Origin of the sequence: Mesorhizobium sp. M0968 (assembly GCF_040319065.1) — a bacterium.
Classification (GTDB): domain Bacteria; phylum Pseudomonadota; class Alphaproteobacteria; order Rhizobiales; family Rhizobiaceae; genus Mesorhizobium.
Genome location: NZ_JAMYNL010000010.1, coordinates 129,283 through 155,173, shown reverse-complemented (window position 1 = coordinate 155,173; position 25,891 = coordinate 129,283). Strand labels below are relative to the sequence as shown.

Below are 25,891 nucleotides of genomic sequence, written 5' to 3'. Positions count from 1 at the left end.
GTTATTGCCATTTACATGCAGACTGTATGTTATTTGCCGGGAGAAGGAAAGATGAGGACGACGAGCTATTATCCGGTGCTGATGACGAGCGACGTTGCCGGCACGGCAGCCTTTTATGTTGCGCATTTCGGCTTCAAGCCGCTGTTTGAGGCCTACTGGTACGTGCATCTGCGCTCAGCCGAAGATCGCCGCGTCAACCTCGGCATCGTCCAGGGCGATCATGAGACGATCCCGGAGGAAGGGCGGGGCCGCACATCTGGCCTGCTGATCAATTTCGAGGTCAGGGATCCGGATGCCATCTATGAGCGGATCACCGCCGCTGGCCTGCCGATCCTGCGAACGCTGCGCGACGAACCCTTCGGCCAGCGCCATTTCATCACCAGGGATCCCAACGGCGTGCTGATCGACGTGATCAGGCCGATCCCGCCGAGCCCAGAATTTATGGCGCAATATGCGCAGGGTGCTGCGGCGCGCTAACTCGCACGCGCCAACGGCATCACGGTGACCTGAGTAATGCCGGAGCGGCGCACCACCGTGCACAGTGTCTCGCGGCCGATTCGCTCGGCGTCGAGCATGCGCACCAGATCGTCGACGCCGGTGACCGGGCGGCCGTCGATGGCGGCAATAATGTCGCCTTCCCTGAGGCCGGCTTTGGCCGCCGGGCTGTTCTTTTCGACGGTGCGCAGGCGCACCGCCGTGCTGCTCGACACTTGCGACAAAAGGGCTGCGCGGCGCGGCAGGTTGGTGGTGTCGGCGGAAACGCCGATGAAGGCACGGCGCACACGGCCGAAGCGGATGATTTCCGAGATGACGAAATTGGCGGTGTTGGAGGCAACCGCGAAGGCGATGCCTTGCGCGCCGTGGATCATCGCGGTGTTAACGCCGATCACCTCGCCAGCCGAGGACACCAGCGGTCCGCCAGAATTGCCGGGGTTGAGCGCGGCGTCGGTCTGGATGACGTCGTCGATCAGCCGGCCGGTGGAGGCACGCATCGAGCGGCCGAGTGCCGAGACGACGCCAGTGGTGACGGTCCATTCGAAGCCGAGCGGATTGCCGATGGCAATTGCAATCTGGCCGCGCCTCAAACGCTTGGAATCGCCAAGCGGCGCAACATCGGCAAAGTTGCCGTCGGCGCGCACCAGCGCAATGTCGGTGTCGGGATCGCGGCCGAGCACGCGGCCTTCCCTGGAGGCGCCGTCCGGCATTGACACGCGTACGCTGCGCGCATCGCCGACGACGTGGAAGTTGGTGACGACCAGCCCGTCCTGCGCGATGACGAAGCCGGAGCCATGGCCACCCGGGCCACCGATGCGCTCGATGCGGCAGACAGCGGGCCCGATGCGGTCGACGGCATCGGCGACCGTCGCCGAATAGGCATCGAGAAGGGCATCGTCATATTGCAATTGCTGGGCGGGCAGGGCCATCCGAAGGCTCCGTTTGGAACAAGATGAACAATGCCTATATGTGCGGAGCGGCCGGACCGGCCGCGACCTGACCAGATGGCCAGTCAAATGCCCAACTAGCCGTCAGGCGAGTATCCGCCAACGCCCTGCCGGGCGATATCTGGGTCACGAAGAACCCAGGAGACAAATCATGAGCGATTTCAATCTGAGCACGTTTTCCGACGCCATTGCCGACATCGCGGCAGCCGCGGCACCAGCGACGGCCGGCTTCGCGACGCACCACCGGACGTCAACTGCTTTCCACTGGCGGGACGGCTATTTCGTCACTGCCGAGGAGGCGGTCGAGGCCGGCGAGGAGATCGAGCTGACGTTTTCTTCGGGCGAAGCCGTCAAGGCGGAACTGGTCGGCCGCGACCCGTCCACCGGCACGGCCGTTTTGAAACCGGCCGGCGCGCCGGCCGCCCCGTCACTGGTAAAGGCGGATGCGGTGCGGCCGGGCAACCTGGTGGTCGTGGCGGGCAATAGCGACGGCACCTCGCTCGCTACCTTCGGCACGGTCGGCGAGGTCGGCCCGGCCTGGCTTTCAATGCGCGGTGGCACGATCGACCGGCGCATCAACCTTGCCGTCAATGCCGGCGGCCGTTTCGAGGGTGGCCCTGTGCTCGACGCCAAGGGCGGACTGATCGGCATGCTGCTGTTCGGGCCACGCCGGCGGGCGCTGGTCATGCCTTACGAAACGATCGAGCGGGCAGTCACGACGCTGCGCGAGAAGGGTCATGTGGCGCGCGGCTATCTTGGCGCCGGCCTGCATCCGGTCCGCAATGGTGATACACAGGGCGCCATGGTGATGAGTCTCGACGATAACGGGCCGGCGAAATCAGCCGGTCTCAGTCTCGGCGACATCATCGTGTCGTGGAACGCAGAGACGGTGCATGGCCCGCGCGAGCTGATCCGCAAGCTCGGGCCGGACAGCGCCGGTGCCTTGGTGACACTCGGCGTGGTGCGCGGCGGCGAGAATCGTGAGGTTTCCCTGACCATCGGTGAAAAGCCACTGAGCTGAGGGATAGATGGTAAGCGGTGAGGTCGCTGGCAGACGGCTGACGGTGCTGATCGCGCTCGGTGACGCCGAGCGCACGCGAAGTCTGTCCGCCATTCTCGCCGCGACCGATGATCTGCGGCCGGTTCTGGCCGGCGAAGTCGACGGGCGTGAGGCGGCGGATGTCGCCATCGTCGATGATCATGGGCTACAAGGCGGGCTCGTCGACGCGGCTATGCCTCGCGTGCTGCTATCGTCGCGAGCGGCCCGTGAACGGCCGGCCGATACAGTATTTGCCGTGCTGCCGGTGCAAGCGGACGAGTTGCTGATCGCCGCCGCCGCGCGGCTCGCGGCTGCGGGCTACCGGATTTCGCGTGACAGTCATGCCCTATCCGATCTGCATCACGATTTGACCTTCCATGGCAGCGACCGGTTCGAAGAGGAACCGACTGACGAGCATATCGTCCGGCCGACGCTTTCGCCGCGGGAAGGCGAGGTGCTGGCGCTGCTGGCCGAGGGCGCCCCCAACAAGGTCATCGCGCGGCGGCTGAACATCTCCGTGCATACGGCGAAGTTCCATGTCGCAGCGATCCTGACGAAGCTCGGTGCCGCCAACCGCACCGATGCGATTGCCATCGCCATGCGGCAGGGCCTGGTGCTGGTCTAGTTCAGATTGTCTCAAGGCCGACGCAGCGTAACCCGCATGCGGTGTGTTGGGCCTTGCGCGGCGGTTCTCAGCCGCGCAAGGATCGTGTCTTTCATGTTGCAGGAAGGCGCAAGGATGTCGCTCAAGGGAAAGACGCTTTTCATCTCCGGCGGGTCGCGCGGCATCGGGCTGGCGATTGCGCTGCGCGCCGCGCGCGATGGCGCCAATGTGACGATCGCGGCCAAGACCGCCGAGCCGCATCCGAAGCTGCCCGGGACGATCTACACGGCGGCGCACGAGATCGAGCAGGCCGGCGGCAAGGCGCTGCCGGCGCTGTGCGACATTCGGGATGAAGAACAGGTCGCCGAGGCGGTCGCCAAGACCGTGGAGCGGTTCGGCGGCGTCGATATCTGCGTCAACAACGCCAGTGCCATCCAGCTCACCGGCACGTTGGAGACCGATATGAAGCGCTACGATCTGATGCACCAGATCAACACGCGCGGCACTTTTCTCGTCTCCAAAATGTGCATTCCGCACTTGAGGTTGGCGGAAAATCCTCACATCTTGAATCTGGCGCCGCCGCTCGACATGAAGGCCAAGTGGTTCAAGAACCATGTCGCCTACACGATGGCAAAGTTCGGCATGTCGATGTGCACGCTGGGCATGAGCGCCGAGTTCGCCAGGGACGGCATTGCGGTCAATTCGCTATGGCCGATCTCGACCATCGACACGGCGGCGGTGCGTAACCTCCTGGGCGGGGCGACGGTGGCGGCGATGAGCCGTTCGCCCGACATCATGGCCGATGCGGCATACGCCATCCTGGTCAGGCCGTCGCGTGAGGCGACCGGCAATTTCTACATTGACGAAGAAGTGCTGCGCGCTGAGGGCGTCAGCGATTTCTCGGCCTATGCGCCGGGTGCGACAGGCCCGCTCGCCGGCGACTTTTTTGTGCCGGACGAGGTGTTCGGCCGGACGGATACCAAAATCAAAGGTATCTACTGACGGAAAGTATCTAGCTGACAGGCATATCTCTTAAAGACCGGCACAGACGTGTGCTCAGTCTTCGGCTTTCTTGGCTTTGCCAAGACCCATCAGCCGGTCGATATAGGCAAGCATCAGTGCCGACAGAACGAAGGCCAGATGAATGATGGTCAGCCACATCAGCTGGTCGGTCGTGTAGGAGACCGAGTTCAGGAACACCTGCAAGAGGTGGATCGAGGAGATCGCTACGATTGTCGAGGCGACCTTGACCTTCAGCGAGCCGACATCGATCGTGCCCAGCCAATGCACCTTGCCGTCATTTTCATCGAAGCGGCTGACGAAGTTTTCGTAACCCGAGATGATCACCATCACCACCAGTGAGGCGACCAGCGCGGCATCGATGAGGCCGAGTATTTTCAGGATGGTGTCGGTGTCATCGAGCGTGAAGGCAACGGAGACGAACTCGAACAGCTTGTTGCCGAAGGACACGGCATAGATGGCAAGTGCCGCACCCAGTCCGAGATAGAAGGCGACCAGCAGCCAGCGCGAGGCGAGAATGATCGATTCGATGGCGAGTTCGAGGCGCTTCATGCGGCGATTCGGGCTCCGTTGTCGGAGTGCCGTATTTCGGGCAGGCTGCGGCGGTTTGCAAGGTTTCAAAAAAACGAAACCCCGCCGGGGAGGGGAACCGGCGGGGCTCGTGTGTCCCGCTGGAGTCGGGACAGGGCAGGGAACGCCCTTTCCAGAATCTGGGATGGGTAACCGCGCGTTTCAAGATTGATGACCGCGCGATTCAATGGTTGATCAAATCGCGCGGTTCACATTGCGGTTTATTGGGCGCTGGCCACAGGCGCTACCAGGGGGGTAATCCGGCGGATGGCGACGCGGCGGTTCTCGCGGTTGGGTCCCGACGTGTTGACCTTGAGATACTCCTCGCCATAGCCCTGCGTCGTCAGGTTCTCCGGCGGGATGCCGAAGGCGTTGGTCAAGGCTTCGGCGACCGCCTCGGCGCGGCGGTCGGACAGAGCAAGGTTCGCTTCCGGTGTGCCGACAGCGTCGGTATGGCCCTCGATCAGGAAGCTCTCGGCCGGGTTTTTCTTCAGCAGCTTGTCCATGGCGTTGGCAACACCCTCCAGCTTCTGGACCTCGGTGTCGGAAATCGAGGCCGAACCGAATTCGAAGTTGAGCGTGTCGAGGTCGATGCGGCGGGCGATGTCGCGCACGCGGGCCGAGCGCTTGACCTCGTCGATCGAATAGAGGCGCTGGACCCTCTCGACCGGCGGCCGTTCGAGGAAGGTGTAGTAGTCGTCCGGATCCTCGACCTCTTCGGAATCCAGAATGTATTCCTCTTGCGGGATGGTAAGGCGCATCGGCGGCAGGTCGTCGCCCGGGTCGCGCCAGTCTGCATCGTCGTCATAGTTCCGCTCGTCGACATAGCTCAGCACATATTCGCGGCCGTCGGGCGCGAAGCGTGAACGCTGGATGACGTCGCCGTAGCGGTTGCGGATGGTGACGATCCGGACACCATTGTCACGCTCAACGATTTCCCGGGTGCGATCGCCCGACAGGTCCTCGTAATAGACATTCCTGGCGCCGCGGTGCATGCGCGGTGCATCACTGCTTTCGACGAACGTCTGGTTGTTGAACTGCAGGATAACGCGGTCGCCGAATTCCCTGACGACGTTGGCACCCTGGGGGCGCGGACGACGACGAACATCCTCGACGTCCGGCGCACGCTCGACGCGCTTGCCTTTTTCCTCGGTCACCGGAACGATCTTTTCAGGCTTGATCTCCCGCTGGGCTGCCCGGTCGTCGGTGGGTGGCGGCCCCTGATCGACCGGAGCCGGCTTCGGGGCTTCCACCTGGTTCTCGCCCTGCTGGGCGGGCTGGTTGCCCTGCTGCTTACCGGCATTTTGGCCGCGCTCCTTGCCACCCTTGCGCTTGCGCAAGACATCCTTCTGGCTGTCCAGAACAGGTGCCTCGTTCGGATTGGCCTGGGCTTCACCCTGGACCGGATTTTCCCCCTGGACCGGCGCGGCCTGGCCAGTCGAAGGCTGTTCGCCGGTCGAGGGCTGTTGCTCTCCTGTCACCGGCTGTTCGCCGACAGGCCTCTTGCCACGTTTCTTGATCTTGTCCTGGGGCTGTTCGCCCTGGACGGGAGCGGCCTGCTGCTCGATCGGAGCCGGTTGGGCCTGTGGGGTCGCTTCCTTATTGGTCGGCGCCGGCTGGCCTTCCGCCTCCGTGGCGGGTCCGGTCAATTCAGCAGGCTTCTTGCGCTTGCCCGGCTTTTGTCCGGGCTCGACAGTCGGAGCCTGTTCTGCCGGGGCAGCCTCGATCTGCTGGTTCTGTTTTTGCTTCTTCTTGCGCGGGTTGACGTTGGGCTGGTTGTCGTTTGCCGGCGCTGCCTGCTCGGCCGGTTGTTCCGATGGGGCCGCTTCGATCTGCTGCCGATTGCGCCGCTTCTTGCGGGGTTGCTCGGTCTCGGCCGGAGCGATCTGCTCGGCCGGAGCGGGTTCTGTTTGCTGCTGCTGATTGCGCCGCTTCTTGCGGGGTTGCTCGGACTCGGCTGGAGCGATCTGCTCGGCCGGAGCGGATTCTGTTTGCTGCTGCTGATTGCGCCGCTTCTTGCGCGGTTGCTCGGACTCGGCTGGAGCGATCTGCTCGGCCGGAGCGGATTCTGTTTGCTGCTGCTGATTGCGCCGCTTCTTGCGGGGTTGCTCGGACTCGGCTGGAGCCGCCTGCTCGGCCGGAGCGGATTCCGTTTGCTGCTGCTGGTCGCGCTTCTTCTTTCTGGGCTGCTCTGCCTGCTGGCTTTGCGCGCAGGCCTCCGCCGACTCGCCCTCGGCGCAACTCGATTGCACTGGGATGAGCGGCGCTGCGGTACGTTGCACGGGGCCGAATGCGGCGTCGCCTTGCAGCGGGAACGCGCCTAGCGGCGCGGACGCCATCAACAGGCCAAGCGCCGTGCCTGCCAGAATCCGTGGTTGGCGTTTCATCATAAACACTCCTTGTGGCGTCCCCATCCATGCCCAAACTTTCAGCAACCATGTTTGGTTCCTGTTTGTAGGTTCTAGCTGTGGCACAGGGCGATTGACCGGCGTTTTGAAGGCGACTTCATGTCATTCGTATGGTCCTGGCGTATGTTCCGGCGTATGGTCCCGGCGTATCGTTCGGACGAGGGTGCACGGTTGCCGTGCTTGACCTTGAAGCGTCCGGGGGCCACATGCCGACGATGGAAAAGCCGTTCTGGAAGACCAAGACGCTCGAGGCGATGACCCCGGCCGAGTGGGAATCACTCTGCGACGGTTGTGGCAAGTGCTGCCTGTCCAAACTCGAAGACGAGGACACCGGAGAGATCTACTGGACCAGCGTCGGCTGCCGGCTGTTCGACGCTGGAAGCTGCCGCTGCTCCGACTATGCCAACCGGCTGGCGCGTGTTCCGGATTGCGTCGGGCTGACGCCGCAGAACGTGCGCACCATCAGCTGGCTGCCCAAGACCTGCGCTTACCGGCTGGTGGCCGAGGGCCTGGATCTCTATTGGTGGCACAGGCTGGTGTCGGGAAGCGACGAGACCGTGCACGAGGCCGGCATCTCGATGCGCGGCCGGGTCAGCGCCAGCGAGACCGACCTTGCCGAGCCGGACGACTATTTCGACCATATGCTCGCGGACGAGCCTTAGGATTTCCTGCGGTAACGAAGACCGGGAACCACGGCAAAAGGGTACGTTCCCCATCTGCCCTGCATAGAACGGTTCCAGAAACGGACAGACTAACGGCTGGCCCATTCTTGCCGCATGAACGGGGGATGAATGGCCGGTTCGCAAAAAATTCAGACAGGCGGGTGCATTCTCCTCGCATAGGTTTGACGAAAACGGGTGGAAACCCTCAAACAAGGAGAGAAGACAATGTTCAATACCATCAAGACGATTGCTCTTTCGGTACTTGTCGGCCTTGGCACGCTTGCTGCCATCCCCGCTCATGCTGACAGCATCTATCTCGGCTTCGGCAACAACCAGGATCCGCGCGTCGGCGTCTATACCGGCGACGAAGATGATGGTTACTATCGCGAACACCGCCGTCATGGCGGCTGGCGCCGGTCCTGTTCGCCGGAGCGTGCCATTGACAAGGCCGAACGCATGGGCCTGCACCGCGCCCGCATCATCGACATCAACCGCCGCACGGTCAAGGTCGCCGGCCGCCAGTATGGCGACCGCGTCGTAATCGTATTCGCCAACGAGCGCGGCTGTCCGATCATCTATCGCTAAGGTCTTCGGGCTTGCGGCCGGCTGACTTGCAGCCGGTAGAGTAGCGGAGCCCTTTCCGCCAGGACGGAAAGCGCGGCTCAAAAAACCCCGGAGGATCGATCCTCCGGGGTTTTTTCATGCTGCAAGCGATGATCATTTCAATTCGAAAGTCACCGTCACCTGTGCGGTATAGGAATTCTCGCCGGCTTGCACCGGGACCGACGCGCCGGCGGCATCGAATGCCTTGGCGTTGATCGGCATCGGCGGTGGTGCGAAATTCTGGTCGGTGATTTCCAGGACCCGGCCGATGCCGACGCCGGCCGCTTCGGCCAGCGTCTTGGCCTTGGCCATGGCATTGGCGACGGCCTTCTTGCGCGCCTCGGTGACGGCTGCCGCCGGATCGTCGTTGGAGAAGGAGATGCCGCCGCCCTGGTTGACGCCGAGCGACACCGCCTTGTCGAGAATGTCGCCGGTCTTGTCGATGTCGCGGACGCGCACCGAAAGCGTGTTGGTCACCTGATAGGCGACAAGCTCGGCCTCCTGGCTGCCGTCGGGCTTGTTGGTGTAGTTATAGCGCGGATTGATCTGGATGCCCGCTGTCTGCAGGTCGCGCTCCTTGATGCCGGACGATTTCATGGCAGCGATCACCGCGGCCATGGCGTCGTTATTGGCATCGAGCGCTGCACGTGCCGTCTTGGCTTCGCGCATGACGCTGAGCGTCAGCAGAGCCAGATCGGGTGCTATCGCCGCCTCGCCTTCACCGGTGACGACGATACGCGGCGGCGGTGGCGAATCGGCGGCGGCCGCGATCGCCGGAAATGCGATTGCGGCGGCAATCGCCAGGGGCAAAATACGTCTGGTCATGAAATCTCCTCGATCTGGGATCCCAAGACAGCCGAGTGTTGGCCGGCGTCCAATGGGCGACGTGCAATAGGTTATCAATATGGGCTGATTTGGGCGATCCCTGCCAGCCCCCTTGGAACGCCTGCTCGGAAAGCCCTCGGAAAGCCTTGTGCGGTTCAGGGAAAAACACTAATCCAGCGCCGTGGGGCCTGTAGCTCAATGGTTAGAGCCGGCGGCTCATAACCGCTTGGTTGGGGGTTCGAGTCCCTCCGGGCCCACCATTGGCTTTTGTGGCCGTTGATTTAATTGGATTTTTTGGCCATTTTTGTCCCACCTCTTTCAACCCCCTCAGAAAGTGGGACAATTTTGTTCTCTTTTCGATCGATAACCAGCAGGTATTTCGCCGCTCTCGCTACCTTCCGGCGACGCGCTTTCTTGATGTAGTGGTCGGGCTGCTGGTACGTAGTCCACCCATATATCGCCTTCAGCTGCTCGTGCGTCGCGCCGTTCTCAGCGGCGATCGTCGCGCCGGCCTTCCGAATTCCATGAGCACTGCAGTGCGGCAGCTCAGCTTGATCACACCACTGGCGCATCTTGTTGCCCAGACCGTTCTCCGAGAACGGGCGACCATACTCATTGACCAGGAAGGTCATCTGGTCGGAAGGCGTGTGCTCAAGTTCCGCCTCTAGTTCGGGCAGAAGCGGGAGCTCCACCAACACCGCATCCTTGTTACGACTGGTCTTCCCAGGCTTAATTCTGATCCACTTCTCCCACTGCTCGGTCTCCTCGTTGTAGACGAGCGTGATGTGCTGTCGACCGAAGATCGCGACGTCGGACAACCGCAGGCCAGTAAACATGAAGATCGAGAGCGCACGTCTGGCTGCGGTACCCAGCGGATGCCGCTTCTCATATTGAACGATCTCCGACACGTCCCATGGGTGCCAGCCGTCGCCGCTCTTTAGCCGTCTGATGCCGCGGGCGGGATTGGAGTCGACGCCCGGAATCTCTGTGTCCTTTGCCCACTCAAACATCGCGCTGATGGCTTTTACGATATTGTTTGCCGCGCCCAGGGCGTCGAGCCTGGTGTCCCTGATCTCCTTAACATGAGACCGTTTCATACCGGCGAATGGCAGAGATCCCTTGGTGGGATACTGAGGATCCGGGTCACCTTCGAGGGGATGAGGTAATTCGCATACGCGCTCCAGAATTGCTCGTCGGCGCGCCATAGTGTCTTGGGTGATTTCCGTGCCGCCCCGACGGTAATACTCCTGGCAAAGCCACACTAACGTGCCTTTCTTCGCTGGCTCGGAAGGCTTGGGGAGGCGCCGGCAAATCTCGGGAAGAGTGCCGGGCCGAACATAAGAGACCTCGGCGCGTGCGCAGCGCAGTTCCTCGAGGAACTCGTCGCTGCCGGTCGGTTCACGGAGCCGGACCTTCTTCCGACCCGGTGCGCGAAAATAGTACCGATCATTGCCGTGGCGATCAGTGTCCTTCACTACGCCCTTAAGATCGATTTTCACGGGCTCATCCGTCATGTTCGTGGTTTTCGATCCCAAGGATTGTCTAGTGGCGGCGAATCTTCGTCAAGCTTTGGTGCTCCTCCGATTTGGCGGTGAGGGAGCTTTCGAAAAGCCAATACAAGTTCCTCGACGTCCCAAACAATGCGCCCCTTGCTCGGCATTCGTGGCTGCGGCATCCGGCCGTCCTGGACCATTTCATCAAAGGTCGTTGAGCTTACGCCGATGAACGTCGCAGCCTGCTCGCGATTGATTCCTACCGGCGGGAGCGAGGGCGGCAAGACGCTCGGGGTGCGTAGCATCGGTTTAGCGCGTTGAAAGCGCGTTTTTGACGCCTGCCTGTCTTCCTATGTACCTGTCCGAATATTGCAGACGCTCAATCATGTCCTGGCCCTGTGCTTGCAGGCTCACCCTAGGTCTCCAGACCTAGGATCGCTCAAGACACCGGACTCTTTTCCAGCCTTTGTGTACGATGATGGGTATCTTAATGCGCTCGAGGCCAAGAACTGAATGGTCGGCGACTTGGAAGGGCAAAATGACCGCGGAACCACGAATCTGAGTCAGAGGCGGAATCCAACTGAGGAAAGCATGGCTGTGTTTTCAGACGGTTATGACTCTCATGCATGCGTAACAACCAACAAGAATACAAACAAAATATTTCTGTGGATTACTTTCATTCCTCATGGAATGCGCGACTGATTTGGTCCGACAGCGGCTTCACAAAATAAGAAAGCGCCGTACGCTCGCCCGTCTGGATCATCGCTTCGGCCGGCATGCCGGGCACGAGCGTCAGGTCCTTGAGCTTCGTCAGTTCCGCATGCGGAACCGACAGACGCACCAGGTAATACGAAACGCCGTTTTTTTCGTCCGTCGCCAGATCGGCTGCGATCCGGCTGACATATCCGTTCAATACCGGCGTGGTCCTCAGATTGAAGGCTGACATCCGCAGCACGGCCTTGTGACCAAGCTGGATTTGGTCGATGTCCTTCGGGGTGATTCGTGCTTCAAGCGCAAGATCGTCGCCTTCCGGCACGATTAGCATAATCGGATCGGCGGGCGTGATCACTCCTCCGACCGTATGAACTGCGAGTTGTTGAATGGCGCCTGACTGCGGCGCGACAATATCGATCCGTCGCAGTTCCTGTTCAGCCGCCATCTTGCGCTCAACATACTCCCCAACCTGCGCCTGAACCTCTCTGAGCTCCTGGCCGACTTCCGTCTTGAAATCCGGATCGATCTGCAGGATCTGGAGGCGCGTTTCGGCTATGCGGGCTGCCGTCTGTGCCTGATGTGCAATCTTCTCACCGCGTTCGCCGCCGAAAGTGGCAACCTGCGTCTTCAGGCTGTTCAAGCGTTGGTCCGAGACAATGCCTTGGTCGCGCAGCCCACTCAGGGCAGCAATTTCCTTTTGGAGAATCTCGGTGCTTTTCTCAGAAGCGATTTCCTGCGCCTTGAGCCCCTCGATCTCGTGCTCATATTGAGTGATGCGTTCCGCTAGCTGCGCCTGCCTTCCGTCGCGGGATTGTCTGCGGAATTCGAACAGCCGCGTCTCGCCATGTACTGCCGAAGCTACGTCCGGAACATCTCTGCGGGCGAGCAGCCAGTCCGGGAAGGCGATCTCCGCCAGATCGTCACGCTCAGCTTCGAGTCGTGCCAGGTTGGCGGCCAGCTCATCGAGCCGCTTGGTGACTACAGCGAGAGTGGCGCGCGTCTGGGTGGCGTCGAGCCGCATGAGGATGTCGCCGGCTTTTACTTTATCACCTTCGCTCACCAGGATTTCTCCCACCACCCCGCCGGTCGGGTGCTGCACCTTCTTCACATAGGAATCGACGACAAAGTGTCCGGACGCGACAACCGCACCGGAGAGATTCGTGAAGGCCGCCCAGGCTCCGGCTCCTCCAACAAAGATCACGCTCGCCAGAAGGCCCGCCACCAGGTGCCGGCGAATGGAGCTGGAAACGTCATTATTCTGATGAATGCCGGCCACCGGGATCCTCCATGTCAGCGCGCTCTCCCACGTTATCCTGTGTAGACTCGATGGCCTTGACGCCAGCGCCTGGTGCCATCGCTGCCCTCTTCAAGACTTTGGAAAGCGCTTCATCACGCGCACCGAATGCTCGCTGCCGTCCACCTTCCATGACCAACACAAAATCCACGGCGCGGATGGCGCTCGGCCGATGGGCGACGACAACCGCAACGCCCTTGCGCCCGCGCACGGAGGCGATCGCCTTGACGACCGCAGCCTCACCTTCCGCATCGAGATTGGCATTGGGTTCATCCAGCACTACAAGGAAAGGGTCTCGATAAAGAGCACGGGCAAGACCGATACGCTGGCGCTGCCCGGCGGAAAGTGCCGATCCGGCCTCACCAATCGGAGTTTCGTAGCCGTGCTCAAATCGGAGGATCAGTTCGTGCGTGCCCGCTGCTTTCGCCGCGGTGACAATAGCCTCAGGGTCAGGATTATCTTCAAAACGAGCGATGTTTTCGGCAATGGTGCCGTCGAACAGTTCAACACCTTGCGGCAAATAGCCGATATGACGGCCTAGCGCTTCCGGGTCCCATTGATCGAGGCTTGCGCTGTCGATGCGAACCTTTCCGGCGACCGGCGTCCATGCGCCGACGATGGCGCGCGAGAGTGTCGACTTGCCCGAACCCGATGCACCGATGATCCCGAGTGCGCTTCCCGCCTGAACGGCAAACGCAAGGCCGGTCACGGTCGGCTTCCTTTCGCCGGGCGGAACGATTGTCACGCCTTCGACGCGGAGTTCGCGTTCAGGTGCAGGCATTGGCATAACAGGAGCGGTTTCAGGAACCTTTCCCAGGAGGTCCTCCAGCCGCGCCCAACCCTGGCGCGCCATGAGGAAGGGTTTCCAGCTTGAAATGGCCAGATCGACCGGAGCCAGCGCACGCCCCATCATGATCGAACTGGCAATCATGACCCCGGCCGTAGCCTCCTGCCTGATGACAAGGTACGCGCCGACGGCAAGAATGGCCGATTGCAGCAGCACGCGCAACGACTTTGCAATGCCACCCAGCCCACCTGCCACGTCCCCAGCTTTCCGGTTGGCGGCCAGATACTCGGCATTGGCCTTGTGCCATCGGGCAGCGATCCGCTTTGCGAGACCGAGAGCTTGCACGACCTCGGCATTGCGGCGCGCTGCTTCCAGTAGACCATTGCGTACCATGTTGTGGTCAATGGTATCGCGTATCGGCCGTTGCGAGAGAGTGTTGGTAAGAAGTGTCAGAGATGTGAGACCGATCGCCCCGATAAGTGCCGTCATGCCGATCCAGAAATGAAGGAGGAAGCAAATGGCAAGATAAAGCAGCATCCATGGCAGATCGAAGAACGCTGTCGGACCGTTTCCACCTAAGAATCCGCGAATATTGTCGAGGTCGCGAAGCGGCTGCAAGCCGTCGCCCGGCATGCGCGTTAAAAGCGGAAGGCGAACGATCGCATCGTGAACGCGTCCGGAAAACTGTTCATCGAAACGCTCGCCAATCCGCAGCAGCACGCGGGCGCGCAAAACGTCGAGCAGGCATTGGAACGCATAAAGCCCTGCAGCAAGCACGACGAGCCCCACTAGCGTCGATACGCTGCCACTTGCCAGAACGCGGTCGTAGACCTGAAGCATGAACAGCGGCGAGATCAGCGCAAGCACGTTGACCACGCCGCTGATCAACAGAATTCCCCAAATAGCGGAAGTCAGAGGGAAAGGTCTCAAAGCTGAATCCTTCAAGGAATGGTTACTCACGTAGGTCTCCGTGAGGATCTGGCGACCCAGCTCCCTATATTGCTCCCCGAGCGGCAACCGACTCGCTGATTCAGGATCAGTGCTCCCGCCGAATATGTTTGGCTTGGCATCTAATGGAGCGGGTCAACAACAACACCGTCCGGCTGAAGGTTTGGAAGGGCAACGTCATCGTGGCCGGCCGCAAGGGCCCGAACAGGCTTCCGCCTCCACGCGTTCAGGGAGATTTCGGTGTACGACCAGCGCGACGTGCAGGGCTTCGTCAAGCTGTACACGCTGCGACTGCTCCCGGGCGCCCCGGCCCATCGCAAGTAGCGGAAACGGAAGCGCCCGCCCCCGGGGGGCGGGGCGCTGTTCCGTATGGGTTTTCTGGATCAAACGAAGGTGAAGTCCGACGCGGTCAGGCCTAGGTCGGCCACGGTGACCACACCGCCCAGGTGGACGAATTCATGCGCGTTGTTGTCGGCGGTGACATAGGCCAGAGTTGCGACTCTGTCGGTGTAGCTGCTTTGGTAGACAATGATGTCGCCGGCGTGCTCGCCGGAGATCGCACTCGCGGCTTCAGAAGCAGAGTTGAAAGATTCGCCAGTGATTACCACGACGTGTTCGCCGTTCGCACCTGAGGCCGCACCACTGTAGAAGCTGCTCACCGGGTAGCCGGACTGTATGCTGGCGTTGTTGACGAAGTTCGCGCCAAAACCGTCATTGTAGAGGCCCACCGCATCGAAGGCGAACTTGTCCTCCGCCGGGTTGAAATCGGTGATAGTGGTAATGTCCGACTTCGACCCGACAACCCCAGGCACCGGATTGTGGAACTGGAACACGAACGTGTCACTGTCGGTGCCCCCGGTCAACGTGTCCTGGCCGTCACCCACGTAGAGGACATCCTGGCCGGGACCGCCGCTGAGCCTGTCATTGTCCTCACCGGAGACGCGCGGGTTGAAGCGGCCGTTGTCGCCGGAGAGATCGTCCCAGCCATCTCCGCCGAAGATGCGGTCGTTACCCTTGCCGCCGATGAGTCGGTCACTGTCCGGGCCACCCGAGATCTCGTCGTTGCCGCCACGACCGTCAATCCAGTCACCGCCCTGGAAACCCTCCATCCAATCGTCAAGCTCGGTGCCGATGAGTGTTTCGGCACCCGGGCCACCCTCGATAATCTTTGCCATCGAAAATACTCCTAATGATGCACCCTGCCTGACGCGTTCATATTGCTCATCGGATAATTAGAGAAATCGATTGCTTGGATAGACACACATTTACGAAATGGATGCATTCACGTTCACTTCGCCCTTCTGCTGAGCAGTTGCGGGCTCGCTGGCGGCGGGGACGCTGGTCGCCCAAGCAATCGATGAAGATTCGGCACTCAAACCGGGACTAGGACGAACTTCGTAACGGGGCCGTCCTGGTTGGGCCCCAAACTTCTCTCTGTTTGCTCGACGCCGGCATACCCGCACCGTGAGCGCTGGACGAGGACAAGTTCCGCTGGCGGAGAACGGCGTGATCGGCTTGCCGCGCCGAAACTGATGGCGCTCGTCGAAGGCATGGACTGGACACGCGTTCGAGCCGAACGGCGACGGCGTCCGGCCGGAAGGCGGTGGCGAAGTGACTCAGGCGCAAAAGGCGGGCTTCAGGCCGTGCACAATAAGCTTCTGTCGGCGTCATGATGAGAAGCGCTTCGGCCCGTCCCCACGAAATCGATACGCTCAAGGCGATGTTCGTCGCCATGGCGGCGGAGAAGGCCGAACTGCAACAACTCCGGAGCGAAACACTCAAGGCCGAGATCGTCCGGATGGCGACACTCAACGAGCGTGCCCAGGTGAGGATCGCCGACCTTCATGGGATCGTCAAGCAGCTGGAGCGCGCCGCTTCGGTCGCAGCTCCGAGAAGCTCGAACGTGCCCAGCAGACCTTCGCCTTCGAAATCAGACCGGGCTCGGCGCGATTGAGTCCGAGCTCGAGGCCGCAAGACCGACAGGCGAGCCGCGACGTGCTGCGCGACCGCGCAAGGCGTTCCCGGCGCATCTGGAGCGGGTCGAGATCGTCATCTAGCCCGAGCCATGGGGGAAGAAGCGCTCCCGCAGCCAATCGTCCAGTCCGTCAAACGCGGTCGGCCGCACAGGCTTGCGAAACGGAACAGTCCCGCCCTCGCTTAGATACCGAGGCACCGTGTTGCGAGCGCACCCGAATTCGTTCGCCCGTCGGTTCCCCAGCCAAGCTCATGCAGCGGCAGCATCGCTGCCACCTCTTCAAGCTGAAGGATCTGCTCTCCCTGCATCGTTCTCGACAATGCAGGAATCGCCCAATCCCAATCGCCATCCATGCCTCCTCTCATAACCGAGGGGTCGTCGGCCGACAACTGAGACGTCCGGTGCTCTTAGGCGGGGTAATCATACGAGATGCCTCCTGCAACATCATTTCCCGCATCCATAGGCTTGCCGGATCATTATTGTGAAGCGCAGGCCATTGGACGGCCTCCGTGAATGCGGCAGGAAGTGGCGGCGGAAGTTCGACAATCCGCAGGGGTGTTGTTTTTGCGAAATGCTGCGCCAGCCGTAAGGGCATTGTCCCAATGCGGTTGGTGCCTGATAGAAGGGGCGGGATCATGCTAAAGCCCTGTACGACGACCTCGATACGTCTCTCGAAACCGTTCTCGAGCAAATACCATTCCTCGATGGAGGGCTGCCGGGTGTCCCCGAATTTAAGCACAACCTGCCCCATCGACAAGTATCGGTCGAATGTAAGTGGCTCTGACAGCTGCTTGTTCGTGCCGCAGCCTACGCATACGAGCATATCTTCGAACAGGGCTGCGCGAGGATGTTTCGACATGAATACTTCCGGCATAATCAGAAAATCAACGTCGCCGCGCCGGAGAAGCTCCTCGGGGTCGTCGGAAATAAGCAGACATTCGAAGCGGACGGCGGGAGCTTCCCGCGCAGCACGCTTTACGATCTTCTTAAAAAATACGAGCGTGAGGTAATCGGAAAGGATGATGCGGAAGCGACGATCCGATCGGGCCGGGTTAAAGGCGTCCCAGGAAATAATCGACAGCTGGATGTGCAGCAATGCCTCCCGGACTGCTGTGGCGAGCCCCTCCGCGCGCGGTGTCAAAATGAGTTCGCGGCCGTTCATCGTAAATAGCTCATCGCTGAAATAGGCGCGTAACCGACCGACGGCGGCGCTCATGGCCGGCTGACTCAGGTTAATACTGCGGGCCGCGGCGGTGACTTTACGCTCCCTGATCAAAGCGTCCAGCACAACCAGGAGATTTAGATCGAGTCCCTTAAAACGCATGTATTGACCTATCCGACGCGTGGATGGGTATCGCCCAAAGAATCAATTTTACGAATGGTGAGTAGCGTCAACGCATCAGCCGACGACGAAATAGAGCAACCGATAGGAAGAACGGCAAAACCGTGTATATGCAAAGCGCGCCGATATGCAGGCCCATGCTGCCGGCCGGACGGCCAAGCATCGCCGGACGAATGAGGTCAATTGCATGTGCGAGCGGCAACAAGGAGGCGACGTCCTGAAAAGCGCCGGGCAATTGGTTGACCGGAAACATCGCGCCGCAAAGGAACAGCATGGGTGTTACAACAAGCGTATTATAAAATATGAAATATTCATAACTGGGCGCAAGCGCCGTGACGACCATCGCTAGACTCGCGAAGGCGAGGCCACTGAGAGCGATGACTGGCAGCAAGCAGAGGATGGATGGCCACGATGTGTAGCCGAGCGTGGTGGCAACAATAGTGATTGCTGTGCCCGCCATCAGGGCCTTGGTGGCTGCCCACGCCAATTCGCCGAGTAAGATATCGCCGAGCGTCAGCTGAGTGCATAGCATTCCTTCCCAGGTGCGCTGGTTGTCCATGCGGCCGAAACTCCCGTAAACCGTTTCAGCAGTCGCCGATGCCATCGCGCTTGTGGCAACCATGCCAGCCGCGAGAAACGCAATGTACGAAGTGCCCTCAACAGGACCTATCATTGTTCCGATGCCAAAGCCGAGACCGAACAGATAGATCATCGGATCGGCGAGGTTGCCGAGAACCGATGCAAGCCCGATTTTCTTCCATCCAAGATAGTTGCGGCGCCAAACCGCGACCCAATTCCACGCATTGGCGGGCATGGCCGCCGCATAACGTTCGCCCATTGTTCAGTCCTCCATCTCGCGCCCGGTTAGCCGCAAGAACACATCCTCGAGATTGGGGGGACGCTGCAGAAGGCGCAGACCGGCGCGCCCGCGTAGCTGCACCAGCACCTGCTCCGGATCGGGTGCATAGCAAAAAAGCGTCTCACCGCTCACCTCGATGCGCTGTGCGTACGGCCGGATCAGCGCACCCAGTTCATGCGGATTGCCGCCGTAGACCTCGACCACGTCACAGCCGATCTGCTCGTCAATGAGTGCGGACGGGCGGCCTTCGGCGATCTTGCGCCCCTCCTCCATAACGCACAGCCGATCGCACAGCCGCTCGGCCTCTTCCATGAAATGGGTAGTCAAAAGAATAGTCTTGCCCCGCGCCAGCAGCGATCGCAGCCGTTCCCAGATCAGGTGGCGGGCCTGCGGATCGAGGCCGGTGGTCGGCTCGTCCATCACCAGCAAGTGCGGGTCATTGATCAGCGCACGCGCGAGCGTCAGGCGCCGCTTCATGCCGCCGGACAGTTCGGCGACGCGCGCATCCGCTTTGTTCTCGAGGCGGGCGAACTCAAGCAGCGACGGTATGACCGCTTCGATCTGGCGTCTGCTCATCCGGAAGTAGCGCCCGAACACCAACAGGTTCTCGCGTACAGTGAACGCGGTATCAAGATTGTCGAACTGCGGGACCACGCCGATGCGCATACGTGCCAAACGCGCGCGCGCCGGCACTGGAGCGCCGAGCACAGTAATCTTCCCCGCATCAGGCGATGTCATGCCGAGGACCATACGCGCAATCGTGCTTTTGCCCGCACCGTTCGGTCCCAAGAGCCCGAAGCATTCCCCCGCCGCAACGCGGAACGACAGTCTGTCGACAACGAGCTTGTCATAAGTTTTGCTTACGTCAGTAAGATCGATCGCTACCATGGACATGGGTTCATTTTACCGAGAGGGACGCCAAGACTGGCGGTTGCTTGGTTGCCTGCCGGACCTGAAACTGTGACTCGTCTTCGCCATCCCAGCCGTCGATAACGAACTGATCGACATCACAAGGATTTAGCCCCTGTTCCGCCAAAGCGGCGACAATTACGTCGAGATTATCGATGGTTTGATAACGCGGATTGTTGTGCCGCTTTTCCTGCTCAACGCAGAAGACGAGCCGTCCATCCTCGACAAGGGCGATCGCCCCATCATGGGTCAGCTTGGTACCACAGATGCGCATAGTGTCTCCACGTTAACGGCGATAGATTCGATTCATCAGGAAGCGGAAAGCGGGTTCCGGAAACGGACGAGCAAGCAGTCTTCGTTGACCGACTCGCCCCGACACTCAAGACGCTCTACCTCGATCAACGTTTCGTTCAGCATGGCGATGACCGGCTCAGCACCAGCGGCGTGACCCCAGCGACGGCAATTAGCATCCCTTGCCGATCCGAAGATCAGATGCCCGCCTGGCGCAAGCACCCGCACCAGGTTTTTGACGGCCGCGCGCATCTCGGCTATGTCTTCGAGGTAGTATAGGACCTCCGCCACAACGATCAGGTCAAACAACTCGTCGGTCGAAAACTGTTGAACATCGGAGACTATCCAGTTGATGCGCGACGGCTCCTTTATCCGTTGACGTGCTCGAGCAATCGCTTGCGCCACGACATCGATGACGGTGAGCCCTTGGCAGTAGGGGGCTAGTTTTTCCGTGAATGCGCCGGCAGCGCACCCGACTTCGAGGGCATTTGTAATGGAGCCTTGGGCAAGCGCCAGCTGGAGCATTTCCGTGTGGCGCTCCCGCTCGAACGGATTGCCGTCGAGGCGCCACGGATCGTCTGCGGCCAATTCCCGATCGAGCAACTGATGATTCATGTTCTGGGTCAAACTCGTCCACCTCTCGTCTACCTAGGTAATTAGCGATCACTCGTCGCCGCAGATGTTGCTCGACAGCGCTAATCCCGAAGAATCCGCGCAAGATTGAGCCTGCGAAGCGGAGCCGCATGCGGTGAGAATTCTGCCCTGCTTGATCCAGTGATCGGAGTTTGGGTGGGGGCCTGTTTTCCCCCAGTGTTCGATGTAGCGACAGCAGAGCTTCGCGACAGCCAATCGCTATTGCTCAATGTACACAGCGCGTAGGCCTTCAAGGGAAGTAAGAGAAAGATGTTGATGAACGTGTGCAGGGAAAAGCCCAGAAATCGAAACTGTCGAGCACGAAATGCTACCACGCTGCATCGGAGCATGGTCATGGACACAATCATCAGTCCTGTCCACCAAGGCACAGTGCCTGTCAGTGCGAAATGTGCGAGGCCCGTTAGTACCGATAGGGCGAGGAGTAGCGGCCCGAGATTCTGTCCGACCACGTCCAACGTGAGATAGCTATTGAGGCCGGGCAGCAAGCGCAGCCCAAGCAGCGTGTCCCGGAATGTGCTTCGTGCCCAACGGAGTTGTTGGCGCAGATACGGTCCGAGTCTGTTCGGAACGACTGTGGCCGCGATGGCGCCCGGAACGTACTCGGTTCGAAAGCCTGCTTTCAGCATGAGGATAGTGAGATGGCGATCCTCCCCGAAGTCGCTTGGCTTGCCCCGAAAAAATTGCGACTCGTACTGGTCCAGTAACAAAAGGAGCGCAGACCGGCGGTACATGGCACATGGGCCGCAACAGCACATAACGGCACCGAAGCGAGCCTGTGCCGCGCGCTCCTCGTTGCAAGCCAGCCAGTACTCCATGTCTATCAGCCTTGTCAGCCAGCTCTCGCTCCGGTTACTGGCAATCAACTGACCCATGACTGCGCCGACCGCTGGATCTCGCATCTTCGGTACAAGCTTGGTGATGACGTCGGACGCGAGTATCGTGTCTGAATCAACGTTAAGCACCAAATCCCCGGATGAGCGGCGTATCGCGGCGATCTGCGCCTTGCGCTTTCCAACATTCTCGGGAAGCAAAATGATGTCGAACCTAGGGTCGCGCGCGTAGGTTTCGTGGACAGTTCCTACGGCTTCGCGATTTCCAGAACCGTCATCAACCACATAGACCCGAAGTCTTCCGGCGTATTCTTGGTCTGCAATGGACGCCAGGCACTCTGAAAGCGTGCGCGGATCCTCGTTGAAGCAGGGGACGATGACATCCACGCTGGGCAGTTGATCGGAGCCGACGAGATCCTCCAACGCCGATGAGTCGTTTGTCGGCAGAGCATAAATCCCCTGCATGCTCTTATAAGCAGTCGAGAGCAGTGCATAAAGCGAAATGGCCACAGTGCTGGTTGTACCAAGAAGAGTCATGGGATCTCGTTTGTTCAGTGATGTTGAGGAAGTGAGCGGATTACAAATCCGCGCTCATGAAGTGCTGGAATCAGACGGGACAGCGCCGTGACCGTCTGGTCGCGCAGACCGGCGTGAGCGCCCTGGCTCAACTCGCCGGGAGGGCATCCGTCGTGCAAGAGTACGATTGCGCCCGGCCGGACAGAGGCGAGCACGGTATCGATAATCGCGTCGACCCCAGGGCGAGACCAATCTCGAGGGTCGACGGACCAATGGAGGGCCGTCAGCCCGGCGATCTGTGACGCTGTGAAGATTTCTTCGCTCCAGGCGCCGTAGGGCGCGCGAATATAGCGCACCGAGGCCTGAGGGCACGCCCTCATGATGGCGCCGTTCGCTTCAAAAATCTCACGTTGCACTTCGCCGAAGCCGCATTTGTACAGATCCGGATGAGTCATCGTGTGGTTGCCTAGCTCGTGCCCTTCTGCAAACATTCGTTGGATTAGATCCGGGTGCTCTAAGGCGTAGGCGCCGATGACGAAGAAAGTCGCCGGCACCCGCTGCTCTGCCAACACATCCAGAATCTCCGGTGTGAAAAGTGGATTGGGACCGTCGTCAAACGTCAGATAAACGCTGCGACGGCCGGTGCCGTCAGAGCACTCACGGCGCACTTCGTACAAGCAATCGGGACGGCTCATAGCTCTGGTCCGTTCCGATCGATCATCGTGCCCGTGGGCCATTCGCTGATCGGCCGTCCAACTGGCAGAACAATGGTGAGTGCGTCATCAATGCGTGTGGGCGGCAGGTCGAGGCGCGCCTCTGGTCGGGTGGAGCGCACGCGAATTCCCGACAAGACGGCCAAAGGGCTGTATCGCCGCCCGAACCTCTCAACATGATTCCGCAGCGCGTGCCGGACGGTTCCGAAAGCGAATGGAACGCCAAGCTCCTGCAGTATTGGAAGCACGACATGGATTGAATGGGCGATTCCGAGACTCTCAAGATCCGGACGTACCCCGTACAGGCCCAGCTCAGCCACCAACAGATCGACCGCGTCAACCTTGATGAAACGGCGCAGTATGCCCATGTGAGCCGCTACACCGTTCGAATCATAGGCGATTGCGCGGAGTTCAGGCCTGGCGCCGGCCCAGCTTCGACTACCTTCGAACGGTTCTGCGTTGGACGCCCCAGTCGGCCCGTAGGTATTACGAAAGAACTGGGCGAGCTCGACGTGGTCCGAGAGCTGCAACTCGTTTTCCCAGCACAATTTCCACTGCACCTGAGGGCGCATTCAGGACCTCTCTTCAAAATAGTTTCTTGCGGGCCGCATTACCCGGCCAAAGCGGCGGCGTTGTTGGCTGCACTCAACCGTTGTCGTTAGCGAAGGTGAGCCAGCCGGTGGGGCTCGCCAATGAGCTCTCTCGATGTTCCCGCCCGTCGCGGCGCCGTCGATTTGAGCTTGACGTCGGTCATTTACGTTCCTCTAATGCATGGTTCGTAAATTCGTAAAATTGATTGTTTAGATGATGCCCATCCACACGCTGGATAGATCAGGATATGCGGTTTAAGGGGCTGGATCTGAATCTCCTCGTTGTGCTGGACGCTCTGATCAGGGAGCGTAAAGTCACTGCCGCGGCCAACAGTATTAACCTGAGCCAGCCGGCCATGAGCGCCGCCGTCGCTCGGTTACGCGCCTACTTCAGCAATGAGCTATTTACGATGAACGGCCGCGAGCTCATTTTGACACCGCGCGCGGAGGGGCTTGCCCCAGCAGTCCGGGACGCATTGCTGCACATCCAGCTATCGATTATTTCCTCCGACGCCTTTAACCCAGCCCAATCGGATCGTCTCTTCCGAATCATGCTTTCCGATTACCTCACGCTCGTGCTTTTTAAGAGGATCGTAGAGCGTACTGCGCGGGAAGCTCCCGCCGTCCGCTTCGAATGTCTGCCTATTTGCGACGACCCCGAGGAGCTTCTCCGGCGCGGCGACGTTGATTTTCTGATTATGCCGGAAGTGTTCATGTCGAAACATCCTCGCGCAGCCCTGTTCGAAGATATGCTCGTATGCGTAGGCTGCGGCACGAACAAGCAGCTGTCAGAGCCACTTACATTCGAGCGATACTTGTCGATGGGGCATGTCGTGCTCAAATTCAGGCACACCCGGCAGCCCACCATGGAGGAGTGGTATTTGCTCGAGCACGGTTTCGAGAGACGTATCGAGGTCGTCGTACAGGGCTTTAGCCTGATCGCGCCCGTCCTATCAGGCACCAACCGCATCGGGACCATGCCCTTACGGCTGGCGCAGCATTTCGCAAAAACAACACCCCTGCGGATCGTCGAACTTCCGCCGCCACTTCCTCATCCCGCATTCACGGAGGCCGTCCAATGGCCCGCGCTTCACAATACTGATCCGGCAAGCCTGTGGATGCGGGAAATGATGTTGCAGGAGGCATCTCGCCTGGCGCCTTTGCTTGAAAGCTATTGAGCGTCTCGGGCTTCCTGGAGGCGGTCGCGATCGCGTAGGAGCGGTTGCCATTCGGGCGTCAGGCCTTTGGCTCGGCAGAGCGGCGCAGTTCCTTGCTGAGTACGAGGGCCAGTAACGAGCAGAACACATGCCCGGGTTGGTGCTGAGTTGACTGCCGCCTCCGATTTCGCGTGCGAAGTCCCAGAAGATGTCTAGCCCCACTCAAATGCCAACTTTGCCGGCCTTGCCGCGGCTTTTCACGCGCGGCCAGGCGAGGAGATGCCGGTCGACGAGGTCAATCCCAACGGACTGTGCCGGCCTCGCTCGGCTACTGGCGTGAGGCATCCTTGACGACACCGCCCTGCACCGACAACGTCGAGATGTTGGCAATGAAGCCGGTCGCGATTGACGCTGCGGATGTAGGCAATTTACCTCGCGCTTCCGCCCTGAACGCGTGGCCGATCCGTTCACCCAATTGGCTTCATCCTGGGCCGCGGCTGAGGCCTGTGGGGTGCGGCTACCCCGCGTGGATGGGATCATCAATCAACTTTCTCTCATTTATGAAAGGAAACTTCCCCGCTTACGATAGAAGCCATCAGTTTCATATATTTTCCGGCAGATGAATGTCGAACGGCAGAAATGTCTGTCCTGGTGTTTCAGCAGTGCCGGTCTCGATAGCCCGCGTCATCAGCGTTATCAGCTCCTGGGAAAGCCGGCGCATTGGCGTGGCGACCGCCATCGTGATGATGTTATCAGCGAGTGCCGCCCGAGATTCCGGCGTGATTTCATTCACGATCGCGACGAGATCGCGACTTTTACCCTCTTCCCGGACCGCGGAGATGGCGCCCTCCATGCCGCCCCCGGCGACATAGAAGCCGACGAGCTCGGGTTCCCGCTGCATGAGATCAAGCGTTGCCTCGTAGGTGACCTGCCGTTTCTCCAGGTTCACAAGCGGATCGAGCACCTCGAACGTCGGCGCGTTCTCACGGCAATAGGAGCGAAAGCCGACGTCACGGAGCTCGTGCCCCTGGAAACGATGGCTACCGACAAACACCGCCACCTTGCCGGGCCGTTTTGCGACCTTGGACACCATCCAAGCGGCCGTGCGCCCCACCTTGCGGTTGTTGAGGCCGATATAGCCCTGTCGCACGCCGGCGGCGAAGTCGGAAAGCAGCGAGAAAACCGGAATGCCTTTGGCCTTGAGGTCCTCAACCGCTGCTGTAATTTTTGGGTGGTCCGGTGCCACCATCGCGATCGCATGGCAGCGTGCGCCCAAATCCTTGAGCGGTGCGATTAGGTCGCTCGGCATATGTGACGGGGCGAATTGGATGAGCGGAATGCCGTGGAAGGACTGGGCCAAATTGACCGACGCTTCGACCTCGCGCGCAAAGTCTTGGTAGAAATGCTGGGCCGGTTTTCTCAAGATGAAGCCCAGACGGTAGCACGGTAGGTCTCGCCGCAAGCGCTGCTTGATGAGCCCGGCAGCATGATAGCCGATCGCGTGGGCGGCGTCGTGGACCCGCCGCGCGGTCTCCTCGCGCACCGGATGGCGGGCGTTCAGAACCCGATCGACCGTTGCTACGCTGACTCGGGCTTCGCGGGCGAGATCGGTAATTGTGGGGCGCTTGGTCATGGGTCCTATTCTG

Annotated in this window: 24 protein-coding genes, 1 tRNA gene and 2 pseudogenes; 9 read left to right on the top strand and 18 right to left on the bottom strand. The window is 60.4% G+C overall.

Annotated elements, in window-relative coordinates; all coding sequences use genetic code 11:
* Positions 1-51: 51 nt before the first annotated feature.
* Positions 52-477 (top strand): VOC family protein, encoded by a 426-nt coding sequence (locus NKH67_RS19460; RefSeq protein ID WP_352473963.1) that lies wholly within the window; start codon positions 52-54, stop codon positions 475-477.
* Here NKH67_RS19460 and NKH67_RS19455 read toward each other — a convergent pair.
* Entirely contained in the window at positions 474-1,424 is a 951-nt protein-coding gene (locus tag NKH67_RS19455; RefSeq protein ID WP_023678284.1) for a S1C family serine protease, read from the bottom strand. The two genes, NKH67_RS19460 and NKH67_RS19455, sit on opposite strands and share 4 nt — an antisense overlap.
* Before the next feature lie 169 nt (positions 1,425-1,593).
* On the opposite strand from NKH67_RS19455, the gene NKH67_RS19450 reads away from it, so the two are divergent.
* From NKH67_RS19450 to NKH67_RS19440, 3 genes are all read left to right on the top strand, one after another.
* Positions 1,594-2,463 carry a S1C family serine protease gene (locus NKH67_RS19450; protein ID WP_352473964.1) on the top strand — a complete coding sequence of 290 codons (870 nt, stop codon included), beginning with the start codon at positions 1,594-1,596 and terminating at the stop codon, positions 2,461-2,463.
* A gap of 7 nt (positions 2,464-2,470) precedes the next feature.
* The gene (locus NKH67_RS19445; protein WP_352473965.1) at positions 2,471-3,106 is read left to right on the top strand and encodes a helix-turn-helix transcriptional regulator; all 636 of its coding nucleotides are present in this window, start codon (positions 2,471-2,473) and stop codon (positions 3,104-3,106) included.
* A gap of 114 nt (positions 3,107-3,220) precedes the next feature.
* Positions 3,221-4,087 (top strand): SDR family oxidoreductase, encoded by an 867-nt coding sequence (locus NKH67_RS19440; protein ID WP_352473967.1) that lies wholly within the window; start codon positions 3,221-3,223, stop codon positions 4,085-4,087.
* A 54-nt stretch (positions 4,088-4,141) separates the two neighbouring features.
* Here NKH67_RS19440 and NKH67_RS19435 read toward each other — a convergent pair whose 3' ends face one another.
* Together NKH67_RS19435 and NKH67_RS19430 are read right to left on the bottom strand one after the other, a co-directional pair.
* Entirely contained in the window at positions 4,142-4,657 is a 516-nt protein-coding gene (locus NKH67_RS19435; RefSeq protein ID WP_352450730.1) for a TIGR00645 family protein, read from the bottom strand.
* A 239-nt stretch (positions 4,658-4,896) separates the two neighbouring features.
* Complete coding sequence (locus NKH67_RS19430) at positions 4,897-7,062, bottom strand: OmpA family protein (RefSeq protein WP_502893775.1); 2,166 nt, start codon at positions 7,060-7,062, stop codon at positions 4,897-4,899.
* A 236-nt stretch (positions 7,063-7,298) separates the two neighbouring features.
* Between NKH67_RS19430 and NKH67_RS19420 the strand changes: the two genes are divergently transcribed.
* Positions 7,299-7,745 (top strand): YcgN family cysteine cluster protein, encoded by a 447-nt coding sequence (locus NKH67_RS19420; protein ID WP_352472452.1) that lies wholly within the window; start codon positions 7,299-7,301, stop codon positions 7,743-7,745.
* Positions 7,746-7,970: 225 nt separating this feature from the next.
* Positions 7,971-8,330, top strand: coding sequence for a hypothetical protein (locus NKH67_RS19415; protein WP_352503785.1), 360 nt, complete (start codon positions 7,971-7,973; stop codon positions 8,328-8,330).
* 132 nt (positions 8,331-8,462) lie between these two features.
* Here the strand turns inward: NKH67_RS19415 and NKH67_RS19410 are convergent, their stop codons facing one another.
* Positions 8,463-9,173 carry an SIMPL domain-containing protein gene (locus NKH67_RS19410; RefSeq protein WP_352472400.1) on the bottom strand — a complete coding sequence of 237 codons (711 nt, stop codon included), beginning with the start codon at positions 9,171-9,173 and terminating at the stop codon, positions 8,463-8,465.
* Positions 9,174-9,357: 184 nt separating this feature from the next.
* On the opposite strand from NKH67_RS19410, the gene NKH67_RS19405 reads away from it, so the two are divergent.
* Positions 9,358-9,433, top strand: a tRNA-Ile gene (locus NKH67_RS19405).
* A gap of 21 nt (positions 9,434-9,454) precedes the next feature.
* On the opposite strand, the gene NKH67_RS19400 is transcribed toward NKH67_RS19405, so the two are convergent.
* The 4 genes from NKH67_RS19400 to NKH67_RS19385 form a co-directional block, all read right to left on the bottom strand.
* The gene (locus NKH67_RS19400; protein ID WP_245278594.1) at positions 9,455-10,672 is read right to left on the bottom strand and encodes a tyrosine-type recombinase/integrase; all 1,218 of its coding nucleotides are present in this window, start codon (positions 10,670-10,672) and stop codon (positions 9,455-9,457) included.
* A 670-nt stretch (positions 10,673-11,342) separates the two neighbouring features.
* Entirely contained in the window at positions 11,343-12,656 is a 1,314-nt protein-coding gene (locus tag NKH67_RS19395) for an HlyD family type I secretion periplasmic adaptor subunit (RefSeq protein WP_023719317.1), read from the bottom strand.
* Positions 12,634-14,406: a type I secretion system permease/ATPase gene (locus NKH67_RS19390; protein ID WP_353031631.1), complete on the bottom strand. Its 1,773-nt coding sequence runs from the start codon at positions 14,404-14,406 to the stop codon at positions 12,634-12,636. The genes NKH67_RS19395 and NKH67_RS19390 overlap by 23 nt, the downstream gene beginning before the upstream one ends.
* A gap of 386 nt (positions 14,407-14,792) precedes the next feature.
* Positions 14,793-15,584, bottom strand: a complete 792-nt coding sequence (locus tag NKH67_RS19385) for a calcium-binding protein (protein WP_352483785.1) — start codon at positions 15,582-15,584, stop codon at positions 14,793-14,795.
* Between the two features lie 545 nt (positions 15,585-16,129).
* Between NKH67_RS19385 and NKH67_RS19380 the strand changes: the two genes are divergently transcribed.
* Positions 16,130-16,363, top strand: a complete 234-nt coding sequence (locus NKH67_RS19380; protein ID WP_353031597.1) for a hypothetical protein — start codon at positions 16,130-16,132, stop codon at positions 16,361-16,363.
* Between the two features lie 111 nt (positions 16,364-16,474).
* On the opposite strand, the pseudogene NKH67_RS19375 reads toward NKH67_RS19380, so the two are convergent.
* The 9 genes and pseudogenes from NKH67_RS19375 to NKH67_RS19335 all read right to left on the bottom strand — a co-directional run.
* Positions 16,475-16,737: pseudogene (locus NKH67_RS19375) on the bottom strand (hypothetical protein); the annotation flags it as partial.
* Between the two features lie 8 nt (positions 16,738-16,745).
* Positions 16,746-17,708, bottom strand: a complete 963-nt coding sequence (locus NKH67_RS19370; RefSeq protein ID WP_352506785.1) for a LysR family transcriptional regulator — start codon at positions 17,706-17,708, stop codon at positions 16,746-16,748.
* 67 nt (positions 17,709-17,775) lie between these two features.
* Positions 17,776-18,564, bottom strand: coding sequence for an ABC transporter permease (locus NKH67_RS19365; protein WP_352483783.1), 789 nt, complete (start codon positions 18,562-18,564; stop codon positions 17,776-17,778).
* 3 nt (positions 18,565-18,567) lie between these two features.
* Positions 18,568-19,479 (bottom strand): nodulation factor ABC transporter ATP-binding protein NodI, encoded by a 912-nt coding sequence (gene nodI / locus NKH67_RS19360; protein WP_023719311.1) that lies wholly within the window; start codon positions 19,477-19,479, stop codon positions 18,568-18,570.
* A 43-nt stretch (positions 19,480-19,522) separates the two neighbouring features.
* A pseudogene (locus NKH67_RS19355) lies at positions 19,523-19,768 on the bottom strand (carbamoyltransferase N-terminal domain-containing protein); the annotation flags it as partial.
* 35 nt (positions 19,769-19,803) lie between these two features.
* A complete protein-coding gene (gene nodS / locus NKH67_RS19350) occupies positions 19,804-20,400 on the bottom strand; it encodes a nodulation methyltransferase NodS (RefSeq protein WP_352466712.1) in 597 nt (198 codons plus the stop codon).
* 80 nt (positions 20,401-20,480) lie between these two features.
* Positions 20,481-21,806 carry a chitooligosaccharide synthase NodC gene (gene nodC / locus NKH67_RS19345; protein ID WP_352466667.1) on the bottom strand — a complete coding sequence of 442 codons (1,326 nt, stop codon included), beginning with the start codon at positions 21,804-21,806 and terminating at the stop codon, positions 20,481-20,483.
* 14 nt (positions 21,807-21,820) lie between these two features.
* On the bottom strand, positions 21,821-22,480 hold the full coding sequence (gene nodB, locus NKH67_RS19340) for a chitooligosaccharide deacetylase NodB (RefSeq protein ID WP_352466666.1): 660 nt from the start codon (positions 22,478-22,480) through the stop codon (positions 21,821-21,823).
* Positions 22,477-23,070 carry a NodA family N-acyltransferase gene (locus NKH67_RS19335; protein WP_352483781.1) on the bottom strand — a complete coding sequence of 198 codons (594 nt, stop codon included), beginning with the start codon at positions 23,068-23,070 and terminating at the stop codon, positions 22,477-22,479. Before NKH67_RS19335 ends, nodB begins: the two co-directional genes overlap by 4 nt.
* Before the next feature lie 266 nt (positions 23,071-23,336).
* Between NKH67_RS19335 and NKH67_RS19330 the strand changes: the two genes are divergently transcribed.
* A complete protein-coding gene (locus NKH67_RS19330; RefSeq protein ID WP_352591353.1) occupies positions 23,337-24,266 on the top strand; it encodes a LysR family transcriptional regulator in 930 nt (309 codons plus the stop codon).
* Positions 24,267-24,846: 580 nt separating this feature from the next.
* Here NKH67_RS19330 and NKH67_RS19325 read toward each other — a convergent pair.
* Positions 24,847-25,878: a LacI family DNA-binding transcriptional regulator gene (locus NKH67_RS19325; protein WP_352466665.1), complete on the bottom strand. Its 1,032-nt coding sequence runs from the start codon at positions 25,876-25,878 to the stop codon at positions 24,847-24,849.
* Positions 25,879-25,891 lie beyond the last annotated feature (13 nt).

Bases quoted from the DNA above. Each gene is read 5' to 3' on its own strand.
- NKH67_RS19460 (WP_352473963.1), top strand. From the start codon at position 52: ATGAGGACGACGAGCTATTATCCGGTGCTGATGACGAGCGACGTTGCC.
- NKH67_RS19455 (WP_023678284.1), bottom strand. From the start codon at position 1,424: ATGGCCCTGCCCGCCCAGCAATTGCAATATGACGATGCCCTTCTCGAT.
- NKH67_RS19450 (WP_352473964.1), top strand. From the start codon at position 1,594: ATGAGCGATTTCAATCTGAGCACGTTTTCCGACGCCATTGCCGACATC.
- NKH67_RS19445 (WP_352473965.1), top strand. From the start codon at position 2,471: ATGGTAAGCGGTGAGGTCGCTGGCAGACGGCTGACGGTGCTGATCGCG.
- NKH67_RS19440 (WP_352473967.1), top strand. From the start codon at position 3,221: ATGTCGCTCAAGGGAAAGACGCTTTTCATCTCCGGCGGGTCGCGCGGC.
- NKH67_RS19435 (WP_352450730.1), bottom strand. From the start codon at position 4,657: ATGAAGCGCCTCGAACTCGCCATCGAATCGATCATTCTCGCCTCGCGC.
- NKH67_RS19430 (WP_502893775.1), bottom strand. From the start codon at position 7,062: ATGAAACGCCAACCACGGATTCTGGCAGGCACGGCGCTTGGCCTGTTG.
- NKH67_RS19420 (WP_352472452.1), top strand. From the start codon at position 7,299: ATGGAAAAGCCGTTCTGGAAGACCAAGACGCTCGAGGCGATGACCCCG.
- NKH67_RS19415 (WP_352503785.1), top strand. From the start codon at position 7,971: ATGTTCAATACCATCAAGACGATTGCTCTTTCGGTACTTGTCGGCCTT.
- NKH67_RS19410 (WP_352472400.1), bottom strand. From the start codon at position 9,173: ATGACCAGACGTATTTTGCCCCTGGCGATTGCCGCCGCAATCGCATTT.
- NKH67_RS19385 (WP_352483785.1), bottom strand. From the start codon at position 15,584: ATGGCAAAGATTATCGAGGGTGGCCCGGGTGCCGAAACACTCATCGGC.
- NKH67_RS19380 (WP_353031597.1), top strand. From the start codon at position 16,130: ATGTTCGTCGCCATGGCGGCGGAGAAGGCCGAACTGCAACAACTCCGG.
- NKH67_RS19370 (WP_352506785.1), bottom strand. From the start codon at position 17,708: ATGCGTTTTAAGGGACTCGATCTAAATCTCCTGGTTGTGCTGGACGCT.
- NKH67_RS19365 (WP_352483783.1), bottom strand. From the start codon at position 18,564: ATGGGCGAACGTTATGCGGCGGCCATGCCCGCCAATGCGTGGAATTGG.
- nodI (WP_023719311.1), bottom strand. From the start codon at position 19,479: ATGTCCATGGTAGCGATCGATCTTACTGACGTAAGCAAAACTTATGAC.
- nodS (WP_352466712.1), bottom strand. From the start codon at position 20,400: ATGAATCATCAGTTGCTCGATCGGGAATTGGCCGCAGACGATCCGTGG.
- nodC (WP_352466667.1), bottom strand. From the start codon at position 21,806: ATGACTCTTCTTGGTACAACCAGCACTGTGGCCATTTCGCTTTATGCA.
- nodB (WP_352466666.1), bottom strand. From the start codon at position 22,480: ATGAGCCGTCCCGATTGCTTGTACGAAGTGCGCCGTGAGTGCTCTGAC.
- NKH67_RS19335 (WP_352483781.1), bottom strand. From the start codon at position 23,070: ATGCGCCCTCAGGTGCAGTGGAAATTGTGCTGGGAAAACGAGTTGCAG.
- NKH67_RS19330 (WP_352591353.1), top strand. From the start codon at position 23,337: ATGCGGTTTAAGGGGCTGGATCTGAATCTCCTCGTTGTGCTGGACGCT.
- NKH67_RS19325 (WP_352466665.1), bottom strand. From the start codon at position 25,878: ATGACCAAGCGCCCCACAATTACCGATCTCGCCCGCGAAGCCCGAGTC.